Origin of the sequence: Nitrosovibrio tenuis (assembly GCF_900109785.1) — a bacterium.
Classification (GTDB): Bacteria; Pseudomonadota; Gammaproteobacteria; order Burkholderiales; family Nitrosomonadaceae; genus Nitrosospira; species Nitrosospira tenuis_A.
Genome location: NZ_FOBH01000008.1, coordinates 88,013 through 107,481, shown reverse-complemented (window position 1 = coordinate 107,481; position 19,469 = coordinate 88,013). Strand labels below are relative to the sequence as shown.

20 protein-coding genes and 1 tRNA gene are annotated in these 19,469 nt (G+C 50.1%); 5 read left to right on the top strand and 16 right to left on the bottom strand.

Features of this window, described 5'->3' with window-relative positions:
• Nucleotides 1-160 precede the first annotated feature (160 nt).
• Nucleotides 161-517 (top strand): site-specific integrase, encoded by a 357-nt coding sequence (locus BMX00_RS10740; protein WP_177171841.1) that lies wholly within the window; start codon nucleotides 161-163, stop codon nucleotides 515-517.
• A 96-nt stretch (nucleotides 518-613) separates the two neighbouring features.
• Here BMX00_RS10740 and BMX00_RS10735 read toward each other — a convergent pair whose 3' ends face one another.
• The 5 genes from BMX00_RS10735 to BMX00_RS10715 all read right to left on the bottom strand — a co-directional run bounded on the left by BMX00_RS10735 (nucleotide 614) and on the right by BMX00_RS10715 (nucleotide 4,233).
• On the bottom strand, nucleotides 614-1,048 hold the full coding sequence (locus tag BMX00_RS10735; RefSeq protein ID WP_090829015.1) for a DUF488 domain-containing protein: 435 nt from the start codon (nucleotides 1,046-1,048) through the stop codon (nucleotides 614-616).
• Nucleotides 1,045-1,656: a DUF488 domain-containing protein gene (locus tag BMX00_RS10730; RefSeq protein WP_090829014.1), complete on the bottom strand. Its 612-nt coding sequence runs from the start codon at nucleotides 1,654-1,656 to the stop codon at nucleotides 1,045-1,047. Before BMX00_RS10730 ends, BMX00_RS10735 begins: the two co-directional genes overlap by 4 nt.
• Nucleotides 1,657-1,713: 57 nt before the next feature.
• On the bottom strand, nucleotides 1,714-2,400 hold the full coding sequence (locus BMX00_RS14400) for a dual OB domain-containing protein (RefSeq protein ID WP_143053094.1): 687 nt from the start codon (nucleotides 2,398-2,400) through the stop codon (nucleotides 1,714-1,716).
• 65 nt (nucleotides 2,401-2,465) lie between these two features.
• Entirely contained in the window at nucleotides 2,466-3,620 is a 1,155-nt protein-coding gene (locus BMX00_RS10720) for an XRE family transcriptional regulator (RefSeq protein ID WP_090829012.1), read from the bottom strand.
• On the bottom strand, nucleotides 3,580-4,233 hold the full coding sequence (locus BMX00_RS10715; protein WP_090829011.1) for a hypothetical protein: 654 nt from the start codon (nucleotides 4,231-4,233) through the stop codon (nucleotides 3,580-3,582). Before BMX00_RS10715 ends, BMX00_RS10720 begins: the two co-directional genes overlap by 41 nt.
• Nucleotides 4,234-4,763: 530 nt before the next feature.
• On the opposite strand from BMX00_RS10715, the gene BMX00_RS10705 reads away from it, so the two are divergent.
• The 4 genes from BMX00_RS10705 to BMX00_RS10690 all read left to right on the top strand — a co-directional run bounded on the left by BMX00_RS10705 (nucleotide 4,764) and on the right by BMX00_RS10690 (nucleotide 8,224).
• Entirely contained in the window at nucleotides 4,764-5,195 is a 432-nt protein-coding gene (locus BMX00_RS10705; RefSeq protein ID WP_090829009.1) for a hypothetical protein, read from the top strand.
• Between the two features lie 635 nt (nucleotides 5,196-5,830).
• Complete coding sequence (locus BMX00_RS10700) at nucleotides 5,831-6,712, top strand: recombination-associated protein RdgC (protein WP_090829008.1); 882 nt, start codon at nucleotides 5,831-5,833, stop codon at nucleotides 6,710-6,712.
• 68 nt (nucleotides 6,713-6,780) lie between these two features.
• Nucleotides 6,781-7,644, top strand: a complete 864-nt coding sequence (locus tag BMX00_RS10695; RefSeq protein WP_090829007.1) for a DUF4747 family protein — start codon at nucleotides 6,781-6,783, stop codon at nucleotides 7,642-7,644.
• A complete protein-coding gene (locus BMX00_RS10690; protein WP_218141541.1) occupies nucleotides 7,622-8,224 on the top strand; it encodes a hypothetical protein in 603 nt (200 codons plus the stop codon). The genes BMX00_RS10695 and BMX00_RS10690 overlap by 23 nt, the downstream gene beginning before the upstream one ends.
• Nucleotides 8,225-8,792: 568 nt before the next feature.
• On the opposite strand, the gene BMX00_RS10685 is transcribed toward BMX00_RS10690, so the two are convergent.
• The 11 genes from BMX00_RS10685 to BMX00_RS10635 all read right to left on the bottom strand — a co-directional run bounded on the left by BMX00_RS10685 (nucleotide 8,793) and on the right by BMX00_RS10635 (nucleotide 19,443).
• Nucleotides 8,793-8,868 (bottom strand) — tRNA-Ala (locus tag BMX00_RS10685).
• A gap of 121 nt (nucleotides 8,869-8,989) precedes the next feature.
• A complete protein-coding gene (hemF, locus tag BMX00_RS10680; protein ID WP_090829005.1) occupies nucleotides 8,990-9,889 on the bottom strand; it encodes an oxygen-dependent coproporphyrinogen oxidase in 900 nt (299 codons plus the stop codon).
• Between the two features lie 39 nt (nucleotides 9,890-9,928).
• Entirely contained in the window at nucleotides 9,929-11,239 is a 1,311-nt protein-coding gene (purD, locus tag BMX00_RS10675; RefSeq protein WP_090829004.1) for a phosphoribosylamine--glycine ligase, read from the bottom strand.
• 112 nt (nucleotides 11,240-11,351) lie between these two features.
• Nucleotides 11,352-12,914: a bifunctional phosphoribosylaminoimidazolecarboxamide formyltransferase/IMP cyclohydrolase gene (gene purH, locus BMX00_RS10670; RefSeq protein ID WP_090829003.1), complete on the bottom strand. Its 1,563-nt coding sequence runs from the start codon at nucleotides 12,912-12,914 to the stop codon at nucleotides 11,352-11,354.
• A gap of 77 nt (nucleotides 12,915-12,991) precedes the next feature.
• Nucleotides 12,992-13,234 carry a helix-turn-helix domain-containing protein gene (locus tag BMX00_RS10665; RefSeq protein WP_090829002.1) on the bottom strand — a complete coding sequence of 81 codons (243 nt, stop codon included), beginning with the start codon at nucleotides 13,232-13,234 and terminating at the stop codon, nucleotides 12,992-12,994.
• Nucleotides 13,231-14,244 (bottom strand): tRNA dihydrouridine synthase DusB, encoded by a 1,014-nt coding sequence (gene dusB, locus BMX00_RS10660; RefSeq protein ID WP_090829029.1) that lies wholly within the window; start codon nucleotides 14,242-14,244, stop codon nucleotides 13,231-13,233. Before dusB ends, BMX00_RS10665 begins: the two co-directional genes overlap by 4 nt.
• 180 nt (nucleotides 14,245-14,424) lie before the next feature.
• Nucleotides 14,425-15,741 carry an FAD-dependent monooxygenase gene (locus BMX00_RS10655; RefSeq protein WP_090829001.1) on the bottom strand — a complete coding sequence of 439 codons (1,317 nt, stop codon included), beginning with the start codon at nucleotides 15,739-15,741 and terminating at the stop codon, nucleotides 14,425-14,427.
• Nucleotides 15,742-15,855: 114 nt separating this feature from the next.
• Nucleotides 15,856-16,236 (bottom strand): hypothetical protein, encoded by a 381-nt coding sequence (locus BMX00_RS10650; RefSeq protein ID WP_177171840.1) that lies wholly within the window; start codon nucleotides 16,234-16,236, stop codon nucleotides 15,856-15,858.
• A 1-nt stretch (nucleotide 16,237) separates the two neighbouring features.
• A complete protein-coding gene (pepP, locus tag BMX00_RS10645; protein ID WP_090829027.1) occupies nucleotides 16,238-17,557 on the bottom strand; it encodes a Xaa-Pro aminopeptidase in 1,320 nt (439 codons plus the stop codon).
• Nucleotides 17,558-17,636: 79 nt separating this feature from the next.
• On the bottom strand, nucleotides 17,637-18,362 hold the full coding sequence (murU, locus tag BMX00_RS10640; protein ID WP_090829026.1) for an N-acetylmuramate alpha-1-phosphate uridylyltransferase MurU: 726 nt from the start codon (nucleotides 18,360-18,362) through the stop codon (nucleotides 17,637-17,639).
• 19 nt (nucleotides 18,363-18,381) lie between these two features.
• On the bottom strand, nucleotides 18,382-19,443 hold the full coding sequence (locus BMX00_RS10635; protein WP_090829000.1) for an aminoglycoside phosphotransferase family protein: 1,062 nt from the start codon (nucleotides 19,441-19,443) through the stop codon (nucleotides 18,382-18,384).
• Between the last annotated feature and the right edge of the window lie 26 nt (nucleotides 19,444-19,469).

The following is a 19,469-nucleotide window of genomic DNA, read 5'->3' as shown; positions in this document are numbered from 1 at the left end:
CTGACCCCAAGCGAATACGTTAAAACCAAGCAGGTCAGACTGCCAGAAGCGGCCAGATTCTAGTTTTGAATCCCAGCAGAATTGGGGGGACGTCAAGCAGGGAAGAATTCTACTTCTGAACTGTCTACTTGACGGGGAAGCTTACGAATTATTGGAATTAATGAAGAACTGGCGCATGGGCGATTATGTATTTAGTTCGATGGGCAAGGATGGCAACGCAGGACGAATTTGTGAGCCACGCAAGGCGATGCTGAGGGCCAACAAAGCTGCCGGCAGTGAAGTCACTGTGCACGGCCTAAGACGAACTTTTGCAACAGTGCTAGAAAGTCTGGATTGTCCAGCCTATCCGCTTAAGGCATTGCTCGGGCATAGTATGAAGGGTGATGTGACTGCATCTCATTACACGCAAATTGGAGTGGAACGTTTGCGGCCGTGGTTGGAAAAGTATGAGCGTTTCATGCTCAAACTTATTGACGGCCGCCCAGAAGCCAAAGAAGTTGATACTACTGAAAATTAGTTACTTGCGCTTTCTTTCCTTAGGATGAGAATATACGATTGCCTCAAAATATACCTTATTGAGAGATTAACTAGGTATTGATAGTGTAGGTCACGATCATAAGTGGCAAATGTTAACTTCCCCCCACTTGTCTCCAAGATATTCTGCAACCAACCTACGATGACAATGATGAGGTGTCGCTTCACTACAAAGCAAACATCCTCCCTCAATAACGCTTCTATCTATTGTCGTTTCAATGCGACGCTGTGCTATTAGATCCAGGTACTGTTTCTCGTAAACATCCCAATCACCGCCATTCTTTCTGTACGCGTCTAATATATCTTTGGTAGGTGCCAACTGGGGCAGATGGAGGTAATCTAAGTTTCCAATCTTACGGCTAAAATATCTTAGATCATTCATTTTTGTGAAACCGGCAAGCTGGGAAGTATTGTTGAGTCTGGTATCAATAAGACGAACAAGCCCGGGCTGATTTAGTCTCGTAAAAAACTGTTCTGCACTCTTTTGGGTAAATCCAATAGTGAAGATTTTCATGAAGTGGCGAGTTGTTCCTCTTGCCTCATTGCTTCGTCTTGATAAGCAACGCGTTGCCCTTGAATAAAGTATGCCTCAGCAACAAATTGTTCTCGTGCCTTAAACATGTCACCTTCCGGTAATTTACATATAGCAAGTAATCTGGACTCCAGATGCTCATGGCTTTCAAGAACACCATCAGCATGAATGTGATCAATAGATATGCCTGAATCAAAAATATTACGTGCCACTAACAACGCTCTGTGACAATCTAAAGGGTCTTTTTCTGAACACATCAGTGCAATGCTATAACGATTCATGCCTTCGTTAATTCGCTGGATTCCAGTTCTAAAACCTGGCTGCTTGGCTAACCGGTCATACTGAACCTTCCCATGTAGGTAACATGCGGGATCATCACTTCGTGCGCCCAATTCCTTACCAAGAAACACATAGGCAATTCCTGCATCAGCTAAAGATACTTTTAAGGTTTCTCTTGAATACTGCGGCGCGAAGCGACTATAAGGGTGTGACCGCACATCAGCAAGAGCACTTATATCGTAGCGTTTTAGTAACGCAATAAAAGTATTAATGTCGTGATTAGAGTGTCCGATGGAGTAAACAGCGGTCATATTAAATTGCTCCTCGAAATCAAACAAACAAGCCACGAATTAGGTTCAATATCCAATCTAAACTATCCGTAAGCTCCTTATCTCTCTATGGTAATTAGGGAAAGTGTATATTCCATTTACTTGCATCCAATACCCAGGGCGCTGATCCCAGTTTCTACTTAAACCTATCCGTATATAAACTTCTTCTTGTTTATAGATGAACGAATTCAAACTCTCTAGATCACCAGCCTTTTGATGTGTCATTGCATGACGGTAAAATCCTAAATCGGTAATTGGAAGATATCTAAAATTGCGACCTGAGCCATCTGTAAGGTGCAATTTTATTCTGCCAGGGCTATATGCATCTTCCTCTAGTTCAATATTAGCTGGTTTGATGCGAATTGTGATAATCGATCGTCCCAGTTTATGATCAAGAGGAATATGCTTTTGATCGACAGCAAGGTTTATTTCGAATCCCCTCTCGATACTACTGAACAATCCTGCCTCCAATGCCCACTTGAATTGATCAGAAGTACATGCGCCATCACCGTGCAGGTCTATATGACTTGTGTCTTCTTGATGCGGGCCAGTTAAATGAGGAATAGGGTTGAATGTTCCTGTAAGAATTGTGCCAGGCAGAATTTGCAATCTTTCACACTCAGCTGGTGCCAAATAGGGCCATGGTCGAACACATTGTCCAGTCACAATATCTGTACCAGCAATACAAACTCTCTGGCCGTTTTTAAACCTTGTAAAGTCTGTCACGATAATGCTGCGCGTCGGCATGTCCCCCCCAATAACCTGGCTATTGCATCATTGGTTTGCAATCTTCATTTAACTATGGAAAATATTGGCCTCGGCGGCTGATGTGAATTGTTTTTTCTTACGACATCATCGCGCTCAGGAACTGGCCCAATTTTAAGTAAGCCATAGGTCAGCTCATCGATTTCATAAGGCGTAATTTTAAGATCACGTGCGATATCTCCCTTACCTATGCCTTCAGTTCTTAGTGCATTGAACACTTTATCTAGGACCTGAGAAGTCTCGCGCTGTACCTCATTGGGCTCACGCGTTCTGTAGCCCGCCTGAGAAATCTGTATACAAAGACTTCTGTTAATCCATTCACTAGTCAGGCCGAGTGAATGAAGTCGATAATTAAGTGCCGCAACAGAAACCGACCAGTACCTTTTAGCTTTAATCAGCCCATCCAGCGTAGGAAAGCGGAATTGCTTCGACATGACACTTCTCGACGGCATTAGAAATGCTGAAGCAAAAGTATTCGCTTCTTTCTCAGCTTCCTGTCCATGTGGCTGGCCATGTCGATGCATCACTAAATGACCCAGTTCATGCGCGGCATCAAAGCGACTGTGTTCTGCAGACTTCTGCGTATTTAGAAAAACGAAAGGAGTCCCATCCCACCACATGGAAAAGGCATCTACTTCTTTAGCTTCAATTGCCAAGGAAAATACACGCACTCCCTTTGCTTCTAATAAGTGAACCATATTACTAATTGCTTGTTCACCAAGTCCCCAGTATTTACGAAGCGCCTCCGCTGCTGCCTCTGAATCAATATCGCGCCCAAGCTCGGGTAAATCCGGCGAAGGCAGCTGAAACTTATTTTCTATCCAGGAATTAAGCTGTACAGCAATCGTACCCGCCCCAAGCGCCATATTCTTTAATGTGGCGCTCATCTTAGACATTGCCCTGAAGCTAACGGCATCTGACTCAATTTGTTCTATAGGGTCTTCTTCAAAGAAAAAGTCTCTCGGAAACTTTAAGGCACCTGCAATCTGATCAAGTCTTTCCAACTCAGGGGGAAACTCACCGCTTTCATAACCCGTCATTGAGCGGGGAGTTACACCAATTTTCTTTGCTAGATCGGCTTTTTTATAACCTCTACGAGTTCTAGCGAACGTCAGCCGGTTAGGGTTAAACTTTTTGATATTAGCTTTTTCGTTCAACGTCAATATCAAATTCTTGTCCATTATCATTTCCGCCATTATTATCCCCAATCTCAATATCAATCTGATCAAGTGTTATCGCGGGAAACACTAGTCTTTCATGCCATGAGCGGATTTTCCCATCGACTATATCGAACGGTAGAGAAAGCTCAAATCGGATTTCATATGGAGTGACGTGGTAAAGCAAGATCCACATTATTCTATTTGCACTGCCATGAACTAATGGGATCTCAGGTAAAGCATCAAACAGAGATAATTGTTTTTGATTTGTCCAAATAGCCTGCTCTGTATTAGTACCTTTTGCGGCACGATTAGAAGGATTATTTCCGGATATTCCTGCGTCTTTATCACCAGTATGAACCGCTACAACTATGTTGCCAGAAGGATGTATGGAAAGCGGAAAATTATTATCGTCGCTACTTGACCAACCCATAGGCAATGTCTTATCCCTTAGAGCTCTTATCGTTTCAGCCCATTGAGTCAGCCCAGGGTAAATTCTTGGGTGGTGGGACGTGCAAGTCTTTCGCGCAAATAGCCCTTGCATAATAACGTCCTTTACGTCTTCAGTCTCTAAGCCAAAAACCTCATTAAGCCGATATTTGCATTCAAACTCTTCATTGCGAACCAAAAGTGCCATTTATCTACTCCCGAAGGTTACTTCCGGTTATTATTCCTCATATGAGGTAAAAAAACAAGAAGCAACGCCTTTTGTTGACTTACGAATCTGAACTAATTGCTAGTCTAAAACTTACATTGCGACAGCAGAACTGTCGGTCAGATGAATTTGAGTGTCGCAAAATCTGGGATGTCTGCTGGTTTCTTTTCTAGTTCCAGCAAAATATTTTCAAATAATTCCCCTCATTTTTGTCGAACTTTCCTGTAACGGTAACAGTTACAGCACATATCACTTTTTTTCCAACTCTTGCATTCTTTCTCCTCCAATTAACAACCTGTGGAGACAGAAACCATGCAAGAGAATTTACTCTCAACTAGAGAAGCTGCTTTATACCTCGGCGTCAGTGAAGCGTTCCTTGAACGTGATCGATGGGTCGGAGCACGTGTGCAATACATCAAGATTGGTTCACGTGCGGTGCGTTATCGCTTGCAAGACTTGGAAAATTACATTCAGTCATGCATTTGTAAACCTACTAGTTATACGGACCGGAAATGAACAAGCTAAATGGCCCCGAACAGTGCCTGTACCAATTCTCTGCGATAACACATATGAGTATGGCGCTACTCCGCAATGGATGGATAAATGACGGAAAGCCAGCATTCCTATCCGTAACGGTAACGGAACCATATAAGTATCAGGACCGTTGGTACGGTAACAGGAAAAATATTCCACCCGTTCCTGTAACAGGAATAAACATCCCTGTAACGGTAACTGGGAAAAATATCCATTTCATTCCCGTAACAGGAATGAACACTCTTGCTGATCCTGTAACGGTTACAGGAATTCTCGCGCGTCTTGCCGTGAATATTGGTGGCGTCGCTCTTTACGTAAAGTCCATGTCAGACTCTTCGAACATGGCACTATCCGACTCGGGCTGGTTCATGGCCGCAAGGGGTAAGTACGTCAATGACGAAAACTTGTAAAGGCGACGGAAACAAAACCGTGGTAACCGGACCATCCTCCAACTACGGCAACGAACGAGCTGGGGCAGGAATTTAAAAAAAGCGTTTCCAATATCTGGCTAAGCAATGGAACGGTAAGCCGAACCGTTATAGGCAACCTAAAAGGTACGAAATCACCGGCATAACATGGGAAAGGATTGTATTCCCCTACCCGAATTCGTTAGTGGACCACAAGCACAAATGCGACCCGGATGAAGAAGTCAGCAGAGCTTGGGGGGCTGTTAACGAGCGCTCAGTCATAATCACAATACATCAAGGCCGACCGATGCTGCAGCCTTAGAGTACTGTCAATAACTGTACAGTACGGTAAGTAGATCAGGGGAAAAGATACTTCATTGGAATAGCTAGCCGAAGAATAGCTAATCTTTCGCGTGATTCAAAATAAATTGGCCGAGAATATCCCTACTCATAGTTAGGTGTACCAACGTCCAATGGTCATGGGTATCGAAGTAGGTAAGATGGAACCCATTCGCATAAAATAACATCGTCGAAGCTCTAGAGAACGCTGTTCTCACGCGGAGTACTTTGGTACGGGGTAATCCAAAAGCGTTGCTTCTATTTCAAACAATATTTGTACCGATTCCCTTAAGGAAATTATGTGGTTTAAAAATTTAAAGATATATAAAATCAATATGTTAGATCAAAGTCTAGATTCTCTTGACGAAATATTTGCCAAGAATTCTCTTAGAGAGCTGGGATCACACGAAATTGAGGTTCAGGGATGGATTCCTCCTAAAAAAGATACCGATAGTTATGTTTATAAGTTTCGCGAACATTTAATGATTTGTTTGGCTCAGGAAAAAAAACTCTTGCCAGCTACTGTAATTAATCAATATTTAAATTTACGATCTGAAGCATATACAGATCAAAAAGGACAAAAACCTGGTCGCAAACTCTTGAAGGAAATGAAAGAAGCAGTAGTCGGCGACCTCATACCTAAGGCATTTTCCTTGCTGTATAAGACATATGCATGGATTGACCTAGTTCATGGTTGGCTTGTGATTGATACAACGAACGTCACTAAAGCAGATGAATTAGTATCGTTTCTACGTAAAAGCTATCCGGATTTTGAACTGTCATCCCTGAATACGAAAACGTCTGGCTCAGTTGCAATGACCGAATGGGTAATTACGGAAGCCCCTACCTTTTTCACGGTAGATAAGGACTGTGAATTACGCGGAAGCGATATTGAAAAATCTACCATTCGATATGTTCGACATTCACTTGATTCCAAAGAAATTCAAAATCATATAAGAACAGGTAAGGAAGTAACCAAATTAGCTCTTACATGGAATGACAAATTATCTTTTGTATTAACCGAAAATCTTCAAGTTAAGAAAATAATACCGCTAGATATTCTGAAAGAAAATGCGGAGTCCGACGAAGATATTTTTGACAGCGATTTTGCAATTATGACTGGGGAGTTGAGTCAGCTTATAGCCGACCTAGTGGGAGTTCTAGACGGAGTAGCCGAATAGCAGAATTACAAGAAATAATAAACTGGGTATAGATCAATAATAATTTGCTTCCTATCAATGGAAATTTCATGGCTCAGAATCGGAAAATTACAATTTCAGGATTGAACATTGTTACGCACCCTCATTCACCGCAAAAATATGTAGATTTGTTCCGAAGCGCGTATCGTATGAAGAAGAGCGTTGCGCTAAGAACAACCCAGCGATTGATGATTGGTGAGTTGAGGCGTTTGGACTCAGACAAAGAAATGATAGAAGGTATATATGGCCGTATATATCGTTTTGATCAAATCGATCCAAATGCTCCGTGGTTTAACGTCGAGACAAATGAGGTTGCCACTCAGGATGAAATAGCTGCGATAACGATCCCAGATGAGTTAAAACCGAATCTAGCAATGTCTGATTATGTCTTCTATCCACGTACTCATAAGCTTTATTATGTTTCTTACCACACCGGTGTCGTGCTATCTCCAGGTTCGCTGTTGAAGCTCTTTGATAACTTGTTCAGTACCCCCACAATTACGAAAGAGTTTGGAAAAGTTGAGATAACAATAATCCCAGATCGTACTCAATTATCAAAAATATTAGCGCTACATAGATTGGCTAAACTTACGATTGATGTGGTTCGACCTAACCCTGACGACAATCACGATGATGAGGAAGAGGTTTTTAGACGATTTGATCGACTAAACGTAAGAAGAATTTTCCAAGTTTATACAGCCGAATCAATGGAATCGATTAAGCCAGATCATGATACAACGTTACTTGCAAAAGTCGCTGCCGACAACGGAAAAGTAACTGCAATTGGTTACACGGCTAGTGGTCAACGTGTTGAAGAATCTACTTCCTATGCTCCCTGGAAAGAGTCGATTACTTATAGCCCTGATGAGCAAAACTCGCCCGATGTTCTAGTTGGCTATACGTCAGCCTTATAAGATGGCAGCAGGAAACCCTTATGCTGGTGTTATTAGTATCCTGAATAGATATTGGACCATCTATGGTGGCATAAGAGCTCTTATAACTTCACCATATGCACATTTTGCGTTATTGCTGTCCATTTTAACCGGAGATTTTTGGCTTCACCATGAATGGTGGGATCAACCAATAATAGTTCTACCTAATCTATTAGGATTTACACTTGGTGGATTTGCCGTATTTGTATCATTTGGGGATGAAAAATTTAAGGCTCTTATAGCCGGCAATGACCCAAATGGTAATGGTAGAAATTCCCCTTACTTAAATATCTCCGTAACTCTTCTACATTTTGTTTTATTTCAGTTAATTGCTCTGGTTTGGGCTGTGGTTACTAATGCACTTCACTTTGATGCCCCAGCTTGGCTTGATTGTTGCAGCCATGTTTTCTTAAGGCTTGAGCCAATAGGTAATGGTATAGGTTATTGGTTATTCCTCTACAGTATTTGTACTGCTGTTGCGGCTGCTCTAAATATTTTTAGGTTGACCTTCATTTTTGATGCCTTTGTAACTCGTTCAAAACAAGACAACAAGGACCAGTGATCTTGGTATACGCTCCGTGGCTCCATAATGGACTTCCCCAATTTGGACAGGCTATAGTCGACACACCAGCACGGGTGTTAGCTTCGCTGACAGGAATCTTTGTGTTCTACCCAACTCAATCAAATTCGAGTCCAGGTACGGCGTTCCATATTCAGCGGTTCGTATTTTCTGACGGCTCTTTGATCTTGGGTGCGGGCGCGTGGATGAGACGCCGGATAGCTAACAAGGAGTAAGTCTGACGGGGGGAAAATTGATTTTGGCACGCAGTACGTTTGCTGGTGGTTCCTGCGCCCTCAGCGCCGCTTTCAGCGCAAAAAATCGTTGTAATAGTAAGTAGGGGGAGAATCCTACTATGAGGCTACTAAACTTAAAACACCAAAGACTAGCATTCGGCAAGTCCTCGTTTAAATGGTGGGTCGTGAGCGTCCCAAACGCTCTATCTAGGATTAAGAGTTAGGAACTAGCCACCTCTAGAGTAGCCTACTTGATTTCCTACATAATTACTACGCGTACTTATTTTTACGGACCGATATTGTTGATGTAGTAACAAAATATCGTTTACAATCAGTGGTGGAGACGAGGAGGATCGAACTCCCGACCTTCGCATTGCGAACGCGACGCTCTCCCAGCTGAGCTACGTCCCCATTTAGGCTTATTTTATAACAAAAAGCCCCATCATTTACGCTATTCCCGAAGCAGAAGACGAATGCAAGCGGGTCTGCCTCAGCCGATGAAAATTTAGCCAGCAAAAAGGCTCAAGCCTTCTTACACCCAATCCCTGCCAATCAAGAAGTGGGTGTAGAGTTTACCCTCCGGACTGCCCGCCAGCGGGTGCCAGTCGTAGCGCCATTTCACTATGGGAGGCAGCGACATGAGGATGGATTCGGTGCGCCCTCCCGATTGCAATCCGAATAAGGTGCCACGGTCCCACACCAGGTTGAACTCCACGTAGCGGCCGCGGCGGTATGCCTGGAAATCCCGTTCGCGCTCGCCGTAGGGCGTGTTCAGGCGCCCCTCGAGAATGGGGACATAAGCGGACAGGAAATGGTCTCCGACACTCTTGGTCAGGCTGAAACAGGTGTCGAAATCCGGTTTGCCTAAATCATCGAAGAAAATGCCGCCGATGCCGCGCGGCTCCCCGCGATGCTTCAGGTAAAAATATTCGTCGCACCATTTCTTGAAGCGACGATGATAGTCCTTGCCAAATGGTTGCAGCGCATCTTTGCAGGTCTGGTGGAAGTGTATGGCGTCTTCTTCAAAACCATAGTAAGGGGTCAGGTCCATGCCGCCGCCAAACCACCACACCGGCTCGGCGCCTTCCTTGCGCGCTTCGAGATAGCGCACATTGAGATGCACGGTGGGTGCATAAGGATTGCGGGGGTGCAGCACCAGCGACACACCCATGGCCTCGAACGAGCGCCCGGATAGTTCCGGCCGGGCGGCCGTGGCGGAGGCGGGCAGCCCACCGCCAAACACATGCGAATAATTGACTCCGCCGCGTTCGAGCACATTGCCCTCTTCCAGCACGCAGCTTAAACCCCCGCCGCCCTCGGGTCGCTCCCACAGATCCCGGCGAAAAAATTTGCCGTCTATGTCTTCCAGGCAATCGACGATGCGTTGCTGAAGTCCGGTGAAAAATTCTTTAACGAGTTGTGTTGAACTCATTGCACTCCCGATACGCTCGTACAACAAAGTACTAAGCCGTTATTTCCGATTATTGATAGCCCGATACCCTATATCGCGCCGCATCTGGCAGCCGTCGAAGTGGATCTGCTCGGCAATTTCATAGGCGCGGCGCTGAGCCATTTTCACACTATCGCCCAACACGGTCACGCACAGCACACGCCCCCCCGCCGTGACGATTTCCTTGCCATTCTCTTCGTCCAAGGTCGTGCCTGCGTGGAATACGTAATAGTCTTTTTCCTTTGCCGGCATAGAGGGGAGCTCAGCCAAGCCACGGATCACGTCACCCTTCTTTGGCGAGTCGGGATAACCATGCGCGGCCATGACCACACCCAAGGCAGGGCGGCGGTCCCACTCGGCCTCCACCTTATCGAGGGTTCCGTTCAGCGCGTGCTCCAGCAGCGAAACCAGACAGCTTTTCAGGCGCATCATGATGACCTCGGTTTCCGGATCACCCATGCGGCAATTGAACTCCAGCACCTTGATGCCGCCGTCTGGCGCAATCATCAGTCCGGCATAGAGAAAACCGGTATAGTTTTCGCCTTCCTGCTCCATGCCGTTGATCGCCGGGTCGATGACTTCTCGCATGATCCTGGCGTGCAGGGCGGGGGTGATCATTGGCGCGGGAGAATATGCGCCCATTCCGCCTGTGTTCGGCCCGTTATCGCCCGCTTTCAGACGCTTGTGATCCTGGCTGGTAGCAAGCGGCAAGACGTGGCGGCCGTCGGCCATGACAATAAAACTGACTTCTTCACCTTCCAGAAACTCCTCGATGACCACCCGGGCTCCTGCATTGCCGAGCTGGTGGGACACCAGCATTGCGTCGACCGCTGCATGCGCTTCTTCCAGTGTCACAGCAACTACGACGCCTTTTCCAGCGGCAAGACCGTCGGCCTTGATGACAATGGGCGCGCCTTTCTCGTCCAGATACTGATGGGCTTCGGCAGAGGAATCGAAGGTTGCGTACGCAGCGGTAGGGATGCCATGGCGCTGCATGAATGCCTTGGAAAAATCCTTGGAGGCTTCCAGTTGAGCGGCTTGCCGCGTCGGGCCAAAAATTTTCAGGCCTTCAGCGCGAAACGCATCCACAATGCCGGCGACCAGAGGCGCTTCCGGCCCGACGATTGTGAATGCAACGGCCTCGTTTTTGGCAAATTCCAGCAGCTCAGGAATAGCCGTGAGCGCAATGTTTTCCACGCCATCTTCCAATGCTGTGCCGGCGTTTCCGGGTGCGACAAAGATCTGTATGGGGCGAGTGATGGTTGACGACTGGAGCAGTTTCCAGACCAGGGCATGTTCTCTGCCGCCTCCACCAACTACGAGCAATTTCATCAAGGGTATGTTAACGCAGAGATATAAAAAGAAACCGGGCCTACTCGGGCTTATTCGGGCTTATTCGGGCTTATTGAGGTTTACAAAGGCTGGCAGCATCATCTGTCGATAATTAATGCCTGAAATGCCGCACGCCGGTAAAAACCATCGCGACACCCTGCTCATCGGCTGCGGCAATAACTTCCTCGTCACGCACGCTGCCGCCCGGCTGGATGACTGCCCGGGCGCCCGCCTGAACGACCACGTCCAGCCCGTCGCGAAACGGGAAAAACGCATCGGAGGCAACCGCCGAACCGGCGAGGTCGAGCCCGGCATTCTGTGCCTTGATTGAAGCGATGCGTGCGCTATCCACGCGGCTCATCTGGCCTGCCCCAACTCCCAGCGTCTGGCCGTTGGCACAAAACACGATAGCGTTGGATTTGACGAACTTCGCCACCCGCCAGGCAAACAGCAAATCATTCAATTGCTGTACCGTTGGCTTTACCTTAGTCACTACCCTCAATTGGGAGGCGGTAATATTGAGATCATCCGGCGTTTGCACCAGCAGCCCGCCGCCCACGCGCTTTAAGTCGTAGGTATTGCTGCCGGCCTCCAACGGTACAGTCAAAACGCGCACGTTGGCTTTGCGGGCGAGTATCTGTTGCGCCTCCGCGGTGAATTGCGGCGCAAGGATTACCTCGACAAATTGCTGGATCACCGCTTCCGCGGCAGATTCATCCACCGTACGATTGAAAGCGATGATGCCGCCGAAGGCGGATGTCGGGTCGGTGGCTAAGGCGCGCTTGTAGGCCGCAAGCGGCGTATCGGCCACGGCTACCCCGCAGGGATTGGCATGCTTGATTATGACGCATGCAGGGGCGTCGAACGTCTTGACGCATTCCCACGCCGCATCCGCATCGGCAATATTGTTGTAAGACAGCTCCTTGCCCTGCACTTGGGTATAACTGGCAAGAATGCCTGGAACAGGTGCCGGATCACGGTAAAAGGCGGCGCGTTGATGCGGGTTCTCGCCGTAGCGTAACTGCTGGACCATAGCGAAGTTGAGATTGAGGCGGTCGGGAAAGGTTTGACGCTCCCCCGTTTCGCCGTCCATCGAAGTCAAGTAATTACTGATGGCGCCATCATAGGCAGCAGTGTGCGAGAAAGCCTTGCAGGCGAGCCGGAAGCGGAATTCCTGCGAGACCGCGCTGCCGCCTGCTTTCATTTCTTCCAGTAAAAAGGCGTAATCGTCCGGATCAGTGACGACCGCCACGCTCTTATAATTCTTTGCCGCAGCCCGCACCATGGCCGGGCCGCCGATATCAATGTTTTCAATCGCCTCTTCCAGGCTGCAATCCGGCCGAGCGATGGTCCGGCTAAAAGGATAAAGATTCACCACGACGAGCTCGATCGTCGGAATTGCGGTGCTGCTCATGGCCGCCATGTGCTCGGGCGAGTCCCTTCGCGCGAGAATACCGGCATGAATTTTGGGATGCAGGGTTTTCACCCGTCCGTCGAGCATTTCAGGAAAACCGGTGTAATCGCCCACTTCAGTAACAGCCAGCCCCGCATCCCTTAGCAGCTTGGCAGTGCCTCCAGTAGATAAAATGGCTACCCCCAGACGGTTCAGCTCGCGCGCGAATTCGATGATTCCGGTCTTGTCGGAAACGCTGATGAGAGCCTGTTTGATGTTCATTGGGTATTCTTGGGTATCACTGGCTGTCTCAGATTGAAGTCGCGGTAGGGGTGTTATGCCGGGCTTGGGCTAGTCGGCTATTTGATCTGATACTGCTTCATTTTATTGCGGAGCGTGTTGCGGTTGATGCCGAGCAATTCGGCCGCGCGCGTCTGGTTGCCGCCAGCCTGCTCAACGACCATCTCGATGAGCGGCTTCTCTACGCTGCATATCACCATTTCATAAATCGCGTGGGGCTTTTCGCCATCCAGATCATTGAAATACTCTTCCACGGCTTTACGTACGCAACGGGCGATTTCATTTTCATTGATGATGCTCATGCGACCAATTCCTCAGGCTCGTCGTAAGTCAATCGCCGCCCGTAGCCGGCAAGTTCATTGAAAAATTCGTTAACCGCCGACATTTGCTGATCAGCGGTTTGCAATTGGTTCATTGCATGCCGGAACGTGGCCGAGCCCATCAATCCCTTCGTGTACCAGGAGATATGCTTGCGCGCTACGCGTAAGCCGGAATATTCACCATAGAAATTATAAAGCTCATGCAGATGGTTGGTAAGCACCCGGTGGATCTCGGTGACTTCCGGCAGCGGGAGATGATTGCCGGTCGCTAGATAGTGGCTGATCTCGCGAAATATCCATGGCCGTCCCTGAGCGGCGCGGCCGATCATGACTGCATCCGCCCCGGTATGTTCGAGTACCTGTCGTGCTTTTTCCGGCGTGGCGATATCGCCGTTGGCGATGACGGGAATGTTCACCGCAGCCTTTACCGCGGCGATTGTGTCATATTCAGCATGGCCCATGTAGGCGCAAGCGCGGGTACGTCCGTGAATGGCAAGTGCCTGCACCCCGGCACGCTCGGCAATCCGTGCTACGGAGACCGCGTTTTTATGCTGGGTATCCCAGCCCGTGCGGATCTTCAGCGTAACAGGAACGCTGACCGCCCCTACCACGGCGTCAAGTATCTTGCCTACGAGCGCTTCATCCGTCAGCAACGCCGAGCCCGCCATCACGTTGCAGATTTTTTTAGCCGGGCAGCCCATGTTGATATCGATGATTTGCGCCCCGTGAGCTACATTATAGCGAGCGGCTTCGGCCATCATGACCGGATCGGCCCCGGCGATTTGTACGGAAATAGGGTCCACTTCGCCTTCGTGGTTGGCGCGGCGCCGCGTCTTCTCCGAGCCCCACAAAAGCGAGTTGCTCGACACCATTTCCGACACCGCCATCCCCGCGCCCATGCTCTTGCATAACTGCCGGAAGGGGCGGTCGGTCACCCCGGCCATCGGCGCTACGATAAGGTTATTTTTAAGAATATGCGGACCGATTTGCATGGCGGCGGGCATGATGGAGTCAGGAAACCGCGCGAGGCGGGCAAAGGGCAAGGGCAAAAAGGCAGAATCTTAACAGGAAAGTTGTAACTTCCGAAGCAGGTGCTCGTTCTACGGCCCCCGTTTGGAAACTTCTGAACAGACGCTCCCGGCACCAGGCTCATTCAGGGGAGCAACCCAAGATCAACCTCTGGCCCCGAATATCATGCGCCGGGCCACAAAACGCTTGGCTGGCGGCAGGCAATCGAGTGCGCTCAGCCCCATGCTGCGCATCGCCCCCAGCACAAGGTTGTCATTGGAAAACAATCTTACCAAAGAGTCGGTAAACATGCGTCCCACACCACTATCCATGCGGCGTTTATCCCGATATCTTACCAGCATTGCCGGGGTACCCAGGTCGACAGGTGATGCAACGATTTCCTCGGCCAACTCCCATGCATCACGCAACCCCAGGTTGAAGCCCTGCCCGGCAACCGGATGCAGGGTTTGCGCCGCATTGCCCACCAATGCGACCCGGCAAGCCGTAACAGGATCAACGTATTTGAGCGCAAGAGGAAAACCGGAGCGTTGACTCGTTTCAACAAATTTGCCAAGGCGGTCGCCGAAGTGATCATGCAACCGGGCCAGGAAGGCCGCGTCATCCAGCGCGAGAATTTCCTGCGCAGCGGAGGGCGAAACGGTCCACACCAGGGCAAAATGCTCTCCAAAAGGCAATAACGCCACGGGTCCGTCAGGTGTAAACCGTTCATAGGCCACACCGGCGACGTTGGCCACGGCGGCTATATCCGTACCGGGCTGAGCGGCAGCACGTAGCGCACGCGAGCGATGCGGTCGGCCCTTCCGCTTCGTTAGTGCGTGTGTCACTGATGCCGTCGTGTTGAAGAAGTCAGGACGGCGGCGCTCGGTTTTGACATGTGCAACGACCGCCCACTGCTGGTAGTCATGCATATGCTGTGTCACGCCTTCAATTTGTCCGGTCAGGCGTCCGCCATCCGCGACAGCGAGCAGCCTGGCGGTCTTTTTTTTCGTAACGCCCTCGTGATTGAATTCAATCTGCCCCCGCCCGGCGCTGGTCTGCAATTTTGTTACCTGTGCCCCGGCGACGTAGTCGATATCTGCAATGCCGGTCTTCCTATCGGCCGTCAGTGCCTCATACATGGACCTGAACAGGTCATGGTGATTCAGGACATAACCCAAAGCGGGCACATCTGCTTCAGCAGCGTTCAAAACGGTTCGGCCAAATCCTCCGCGATCAGATATATGGATGGTTGTGATGGGCGTGGCTTGAGGTAATGCATCCCATACACCCAGGCGCTGCAGGATGAGCCGGCTGCCATGAGACAACGCTAATGGACGCGGATCTTCCGTCTTGGTGGGTAGCCCTCGCGCCTCCAGTAGCAGCACGGTTGTGCCGCTGCCGCGCAATGCCAGCGCCAACGCCATGCCTACCGGGCCGCCGCCGATGATGATAAGGTCGTAGTCGTAATGTTGGGTGTTCATCGCTTCGGTATTCGCTTGCTTCAGTTCGCTTTATCGGTACTCTTTTTCGGTACTTGCAGCCGGCTCATGTTTTCCATGTCTGCTTTCGCCGCTTAGGTATCGCATAAGTATTCTTTATCCGCCCTTCGTACTGTTCGCGTCATCCGCCTTTGTGGTCCCCTTTGCGGTTCTTTCTTCGACAATTTCCGCGTCTTCGATGACAACGTAGTCTCCCTCCCGCACATCCGGGGAATTACCCGGAGACTTGCGCATTTTACGGCGCAACCACCACAACCGAAACCCCAAGGCAGCGGCCGCAACCGCAAATAAAGCGAGAAATGCGGTAAAAAAGAAAATGCCAAGGACCGCCATGATGATAAATGCCGGAACCAGGAGCAGGTAGACGAGCCAGCGGCTCGCCGGGCTGGGATGAAAAACGTGCACGGTCTCTTCCGCGGAACCCGTTTTCTCATGCCGCGCGATTCGTCTTATGACAATTTTGTTGTGGTCGTCCACGTCAGTTTTTTCGGTTTCGCATCAATTCTTCTATTTCAGCCGCGGTCTTGGGAACGGCTGACGTCAGCACTTCAGACCCATTCTCCGTCACCGCCACATCGTCCTCGATGCGTATGCCAATATTCCAGAAATGTTGGGGCACGTTATCAGCCGGGCGGACATAACATCCCGGTTCCACCGTCAGGGTCATTCCCGGCTGCAGCGGCCGCCATTCACCCTCAAGCTTGTATTCGCCGGCATCATGCACATCCAGCCCCAGCCAATGGCCCGTCCGGTGCATATAAAAACGCTTGTAGTCTTCTGACTGAAGGACCTGATCGACACTGCCCTGGCACAAGCCGAAATCGATGAATCCCTGTGCGAGCACCCGCACCGCCGCTTCATGCGGCTCATTCCAGGCACTTCCCGGCCTTACGGCGGCAATTGCCTCTGCCTGCGCAGTGAGCACCAATTGATATAAATCCTTTTGAGCCGGGCTGAATTTGCCATCCACGGGAAATGTGCGGGTGATATCGGAAGCATAGCCGTCCAACTCGCACCCCGCATCGATTAGTATCAAATCGCCGCCCTTCAACCTGGCATTGTTTTCGACGTAATGCAGCACGCACGCGTTCGCGCCGCCCGCTACGATGGAGGTGTAGGCAGGCGCTTGCGCAGCGCCGGCCCGAAACTCGTGAAGCAACTCGGCCTCCACCTCATACTCGAACATGCCGGGCTTGGTTTTGCGCATCGCACGGCGATGGGCGCCGGCGGAAATTTCTGCCGCGCGACGCATGATTTGAAGCTCTTCCGCGCTTTTAAACAGCCGCATCTCATCCAGCGGAAGCCGGATATCATGAATTTGGCCAGGAGCAGTAACACCGCTGCGTGCCCGTTGCCTCACACGGTTAATCCAGCCTGTAACACGCGTGTCCCACTCCGTGTCGTGCCCGAGCGCACAGAATACGGCAGGCTGGTCCGCCAGCAACCTGGGGAGCATTTCATCCAGCTTGAAAATGGAGTATGCCTCGTCGAAGCCGAATGCCTCTCGTGCAGCGTCGGGGCCGTAACGAAATCCATTCCAGATTTCCTGCTCCAGGTCCTTATCGCGGCAAAACAGGATGTGCTTCGACGCTTGCTCATTGGCATCCGCCACGATTACCAATACCGCCTCGGGCTCGGCAAAGCCGGTGAGGTAATAAAAATAGCTGTCGAAACGGTAGGGATAATATGAGTCCCGGTTCCGCACGCGCTCCGGTGCGGTGGGAACAATGGCCACACCCTTGCGCATGCGGGACGCTAAATGGCGGCGCCGTTCGCCGAAGGATTTTATCGGGATCATGATGGAGATTTTTACAGTATTTGCGAGAGAACGCAAAGAACCTTTGAACAACGTGGATTTGAAGGGTTGCGTTGCCTCATCACTTCATGGACGCTGCCTGAGCCGCAATCGTATCGAGCCGAAGATCGAGCTGACGCAGGCGCTCCGGCGTGCCGACATCCACCCACAACCCCCGATAATGTTCGCCAGCGATTCTTTCCGCTGTCATCGCCTGGCGCAACAGGGGTGCGAGCTTGGCCGTCGAGCCCGGCACGACATCATCGAAAAGGCTCGGCAGGTAAACACCGATCCCACTGAAAGTCAGATTATTTTTTCCCGAAAGCGATACTTTCCCACTATCAAGAACAAAATCTCCCATGGGGTGATGCAGCGGATTATCCACCAGTACCAGATACGCGAGCTCTCCATCTGGATGCGCTTGCATGTCCCATAGAACGGGTACCAGGCTGGAAAATTCGATTTCGCAGTAAATGTCGGCATTCACCGTGAAAAACGGCTGTCCTCCCTGGCGATTTGGGCCGACTCCCAGAAGAGGCAGTGCCTGGGCAATACCCCCGGCCGTTTCCAGGGCAACCGGCTCATGCGAATAACGAATTTTAAGACCGTAACGTTTGCCGTCGCCCAGCGCAGCTTCAATTATATGCCCCAGATGAGCGTGGTTAATGACTACATCATAAAAACCGGCACGCCTGAGGTTCTGCAGGTGATACTCGATCAATGCCTTGCCGCCTGCGCGCAACAAAGGTTTAGGCATGGTATCGGTCAGAGGACGCATGCGCTCGCCGCGGCCAGCGGCCAGGATCATGGCCTTGAATGGCAGCGTTTCAGAAGGTGTAGCCAACTTTTGTTTCCGGCGGCCTGTTACCTTCCCACTCGTCCAGCAGCATAAGCAGCGGGCTGAGTTCGCGGTAGCGTTCGCAAGCTTTTCTCAGGTAACCCTCCACTAATGGCAAGTCCGCCAAGTATGCATTTTTGCCGTCGCGGTAATTAAGGCGCGCGAATATCCCCAGAATCTTGATATGGCGCTGCACCCCCATCCATTCGAAATCGCGGTAGAAATCGGCAAAATCGCGCCCAACCGGCAACCCGAGTTTTCGTCCCTGCTCCCAGTATCGGATCAGCCAGTCCAGGATACGTTCCTCGTCCCAGCGAATGTAGGCATCCTTGAATAGGGAGACCAGATCATAGGTAATGGGACCGTAAACCGCATCCTGAAAATCGATAATGCCCGGATTGGGATCGGTAACCATCAGGTTACGCGAGTGATAGTCCCGATGCACAAATACTCTGGGCTGCACCAGGTTGTTTTGCACAATTTTTTTGAATACGCTCTCAAGCTCCATTTTCTGTTTTGCATCGGGCACGACCTGCAAGTGCTTGCCAAGGTACCAGTCGGGAAACAGGTTCAACTCTTTAAGAAGCAGGGCTCCGTCGTATTCCGGCAGAACACCCGGCTCGCTCGCAAGCTGGATTTTAAGCAGAGCGGCCACCGCGTCGCGATAGAGAAGGTCTGCCTTATTGTCGGCGTTACCGGGGTTTTCGTTCAATGGCTCATTCAGCGCCTGGAGATAGGTCGTGCTTCCGAGATCGGAAAGCAATAAAAAACCGTCCGCCAGGTTCTGTGCCAGCACGGCTGGTACGTGCGTGCCTGCCTCGCCAAATAATTTGGCCACGTGCACAAAGGGCCTGCAATCTTCCTGCTGAGGTGGCGCATCCATTGCTATCAAACTTCGATCGCCTGTAGTTAGCCGAAAATAACGGCGGAAGCTTGCATCGGCGGAAGCGGGCGTCAGCGTGACATCCTGAGGAGAAAATTGCGAATGAAACTCGGCCAATTGGGGTAGCTGTGCCTTGATCCAGTTTTCCAGAAGCTGCAAACGTTGCATAAATCGCCGATTGCCTAATTGCTCGA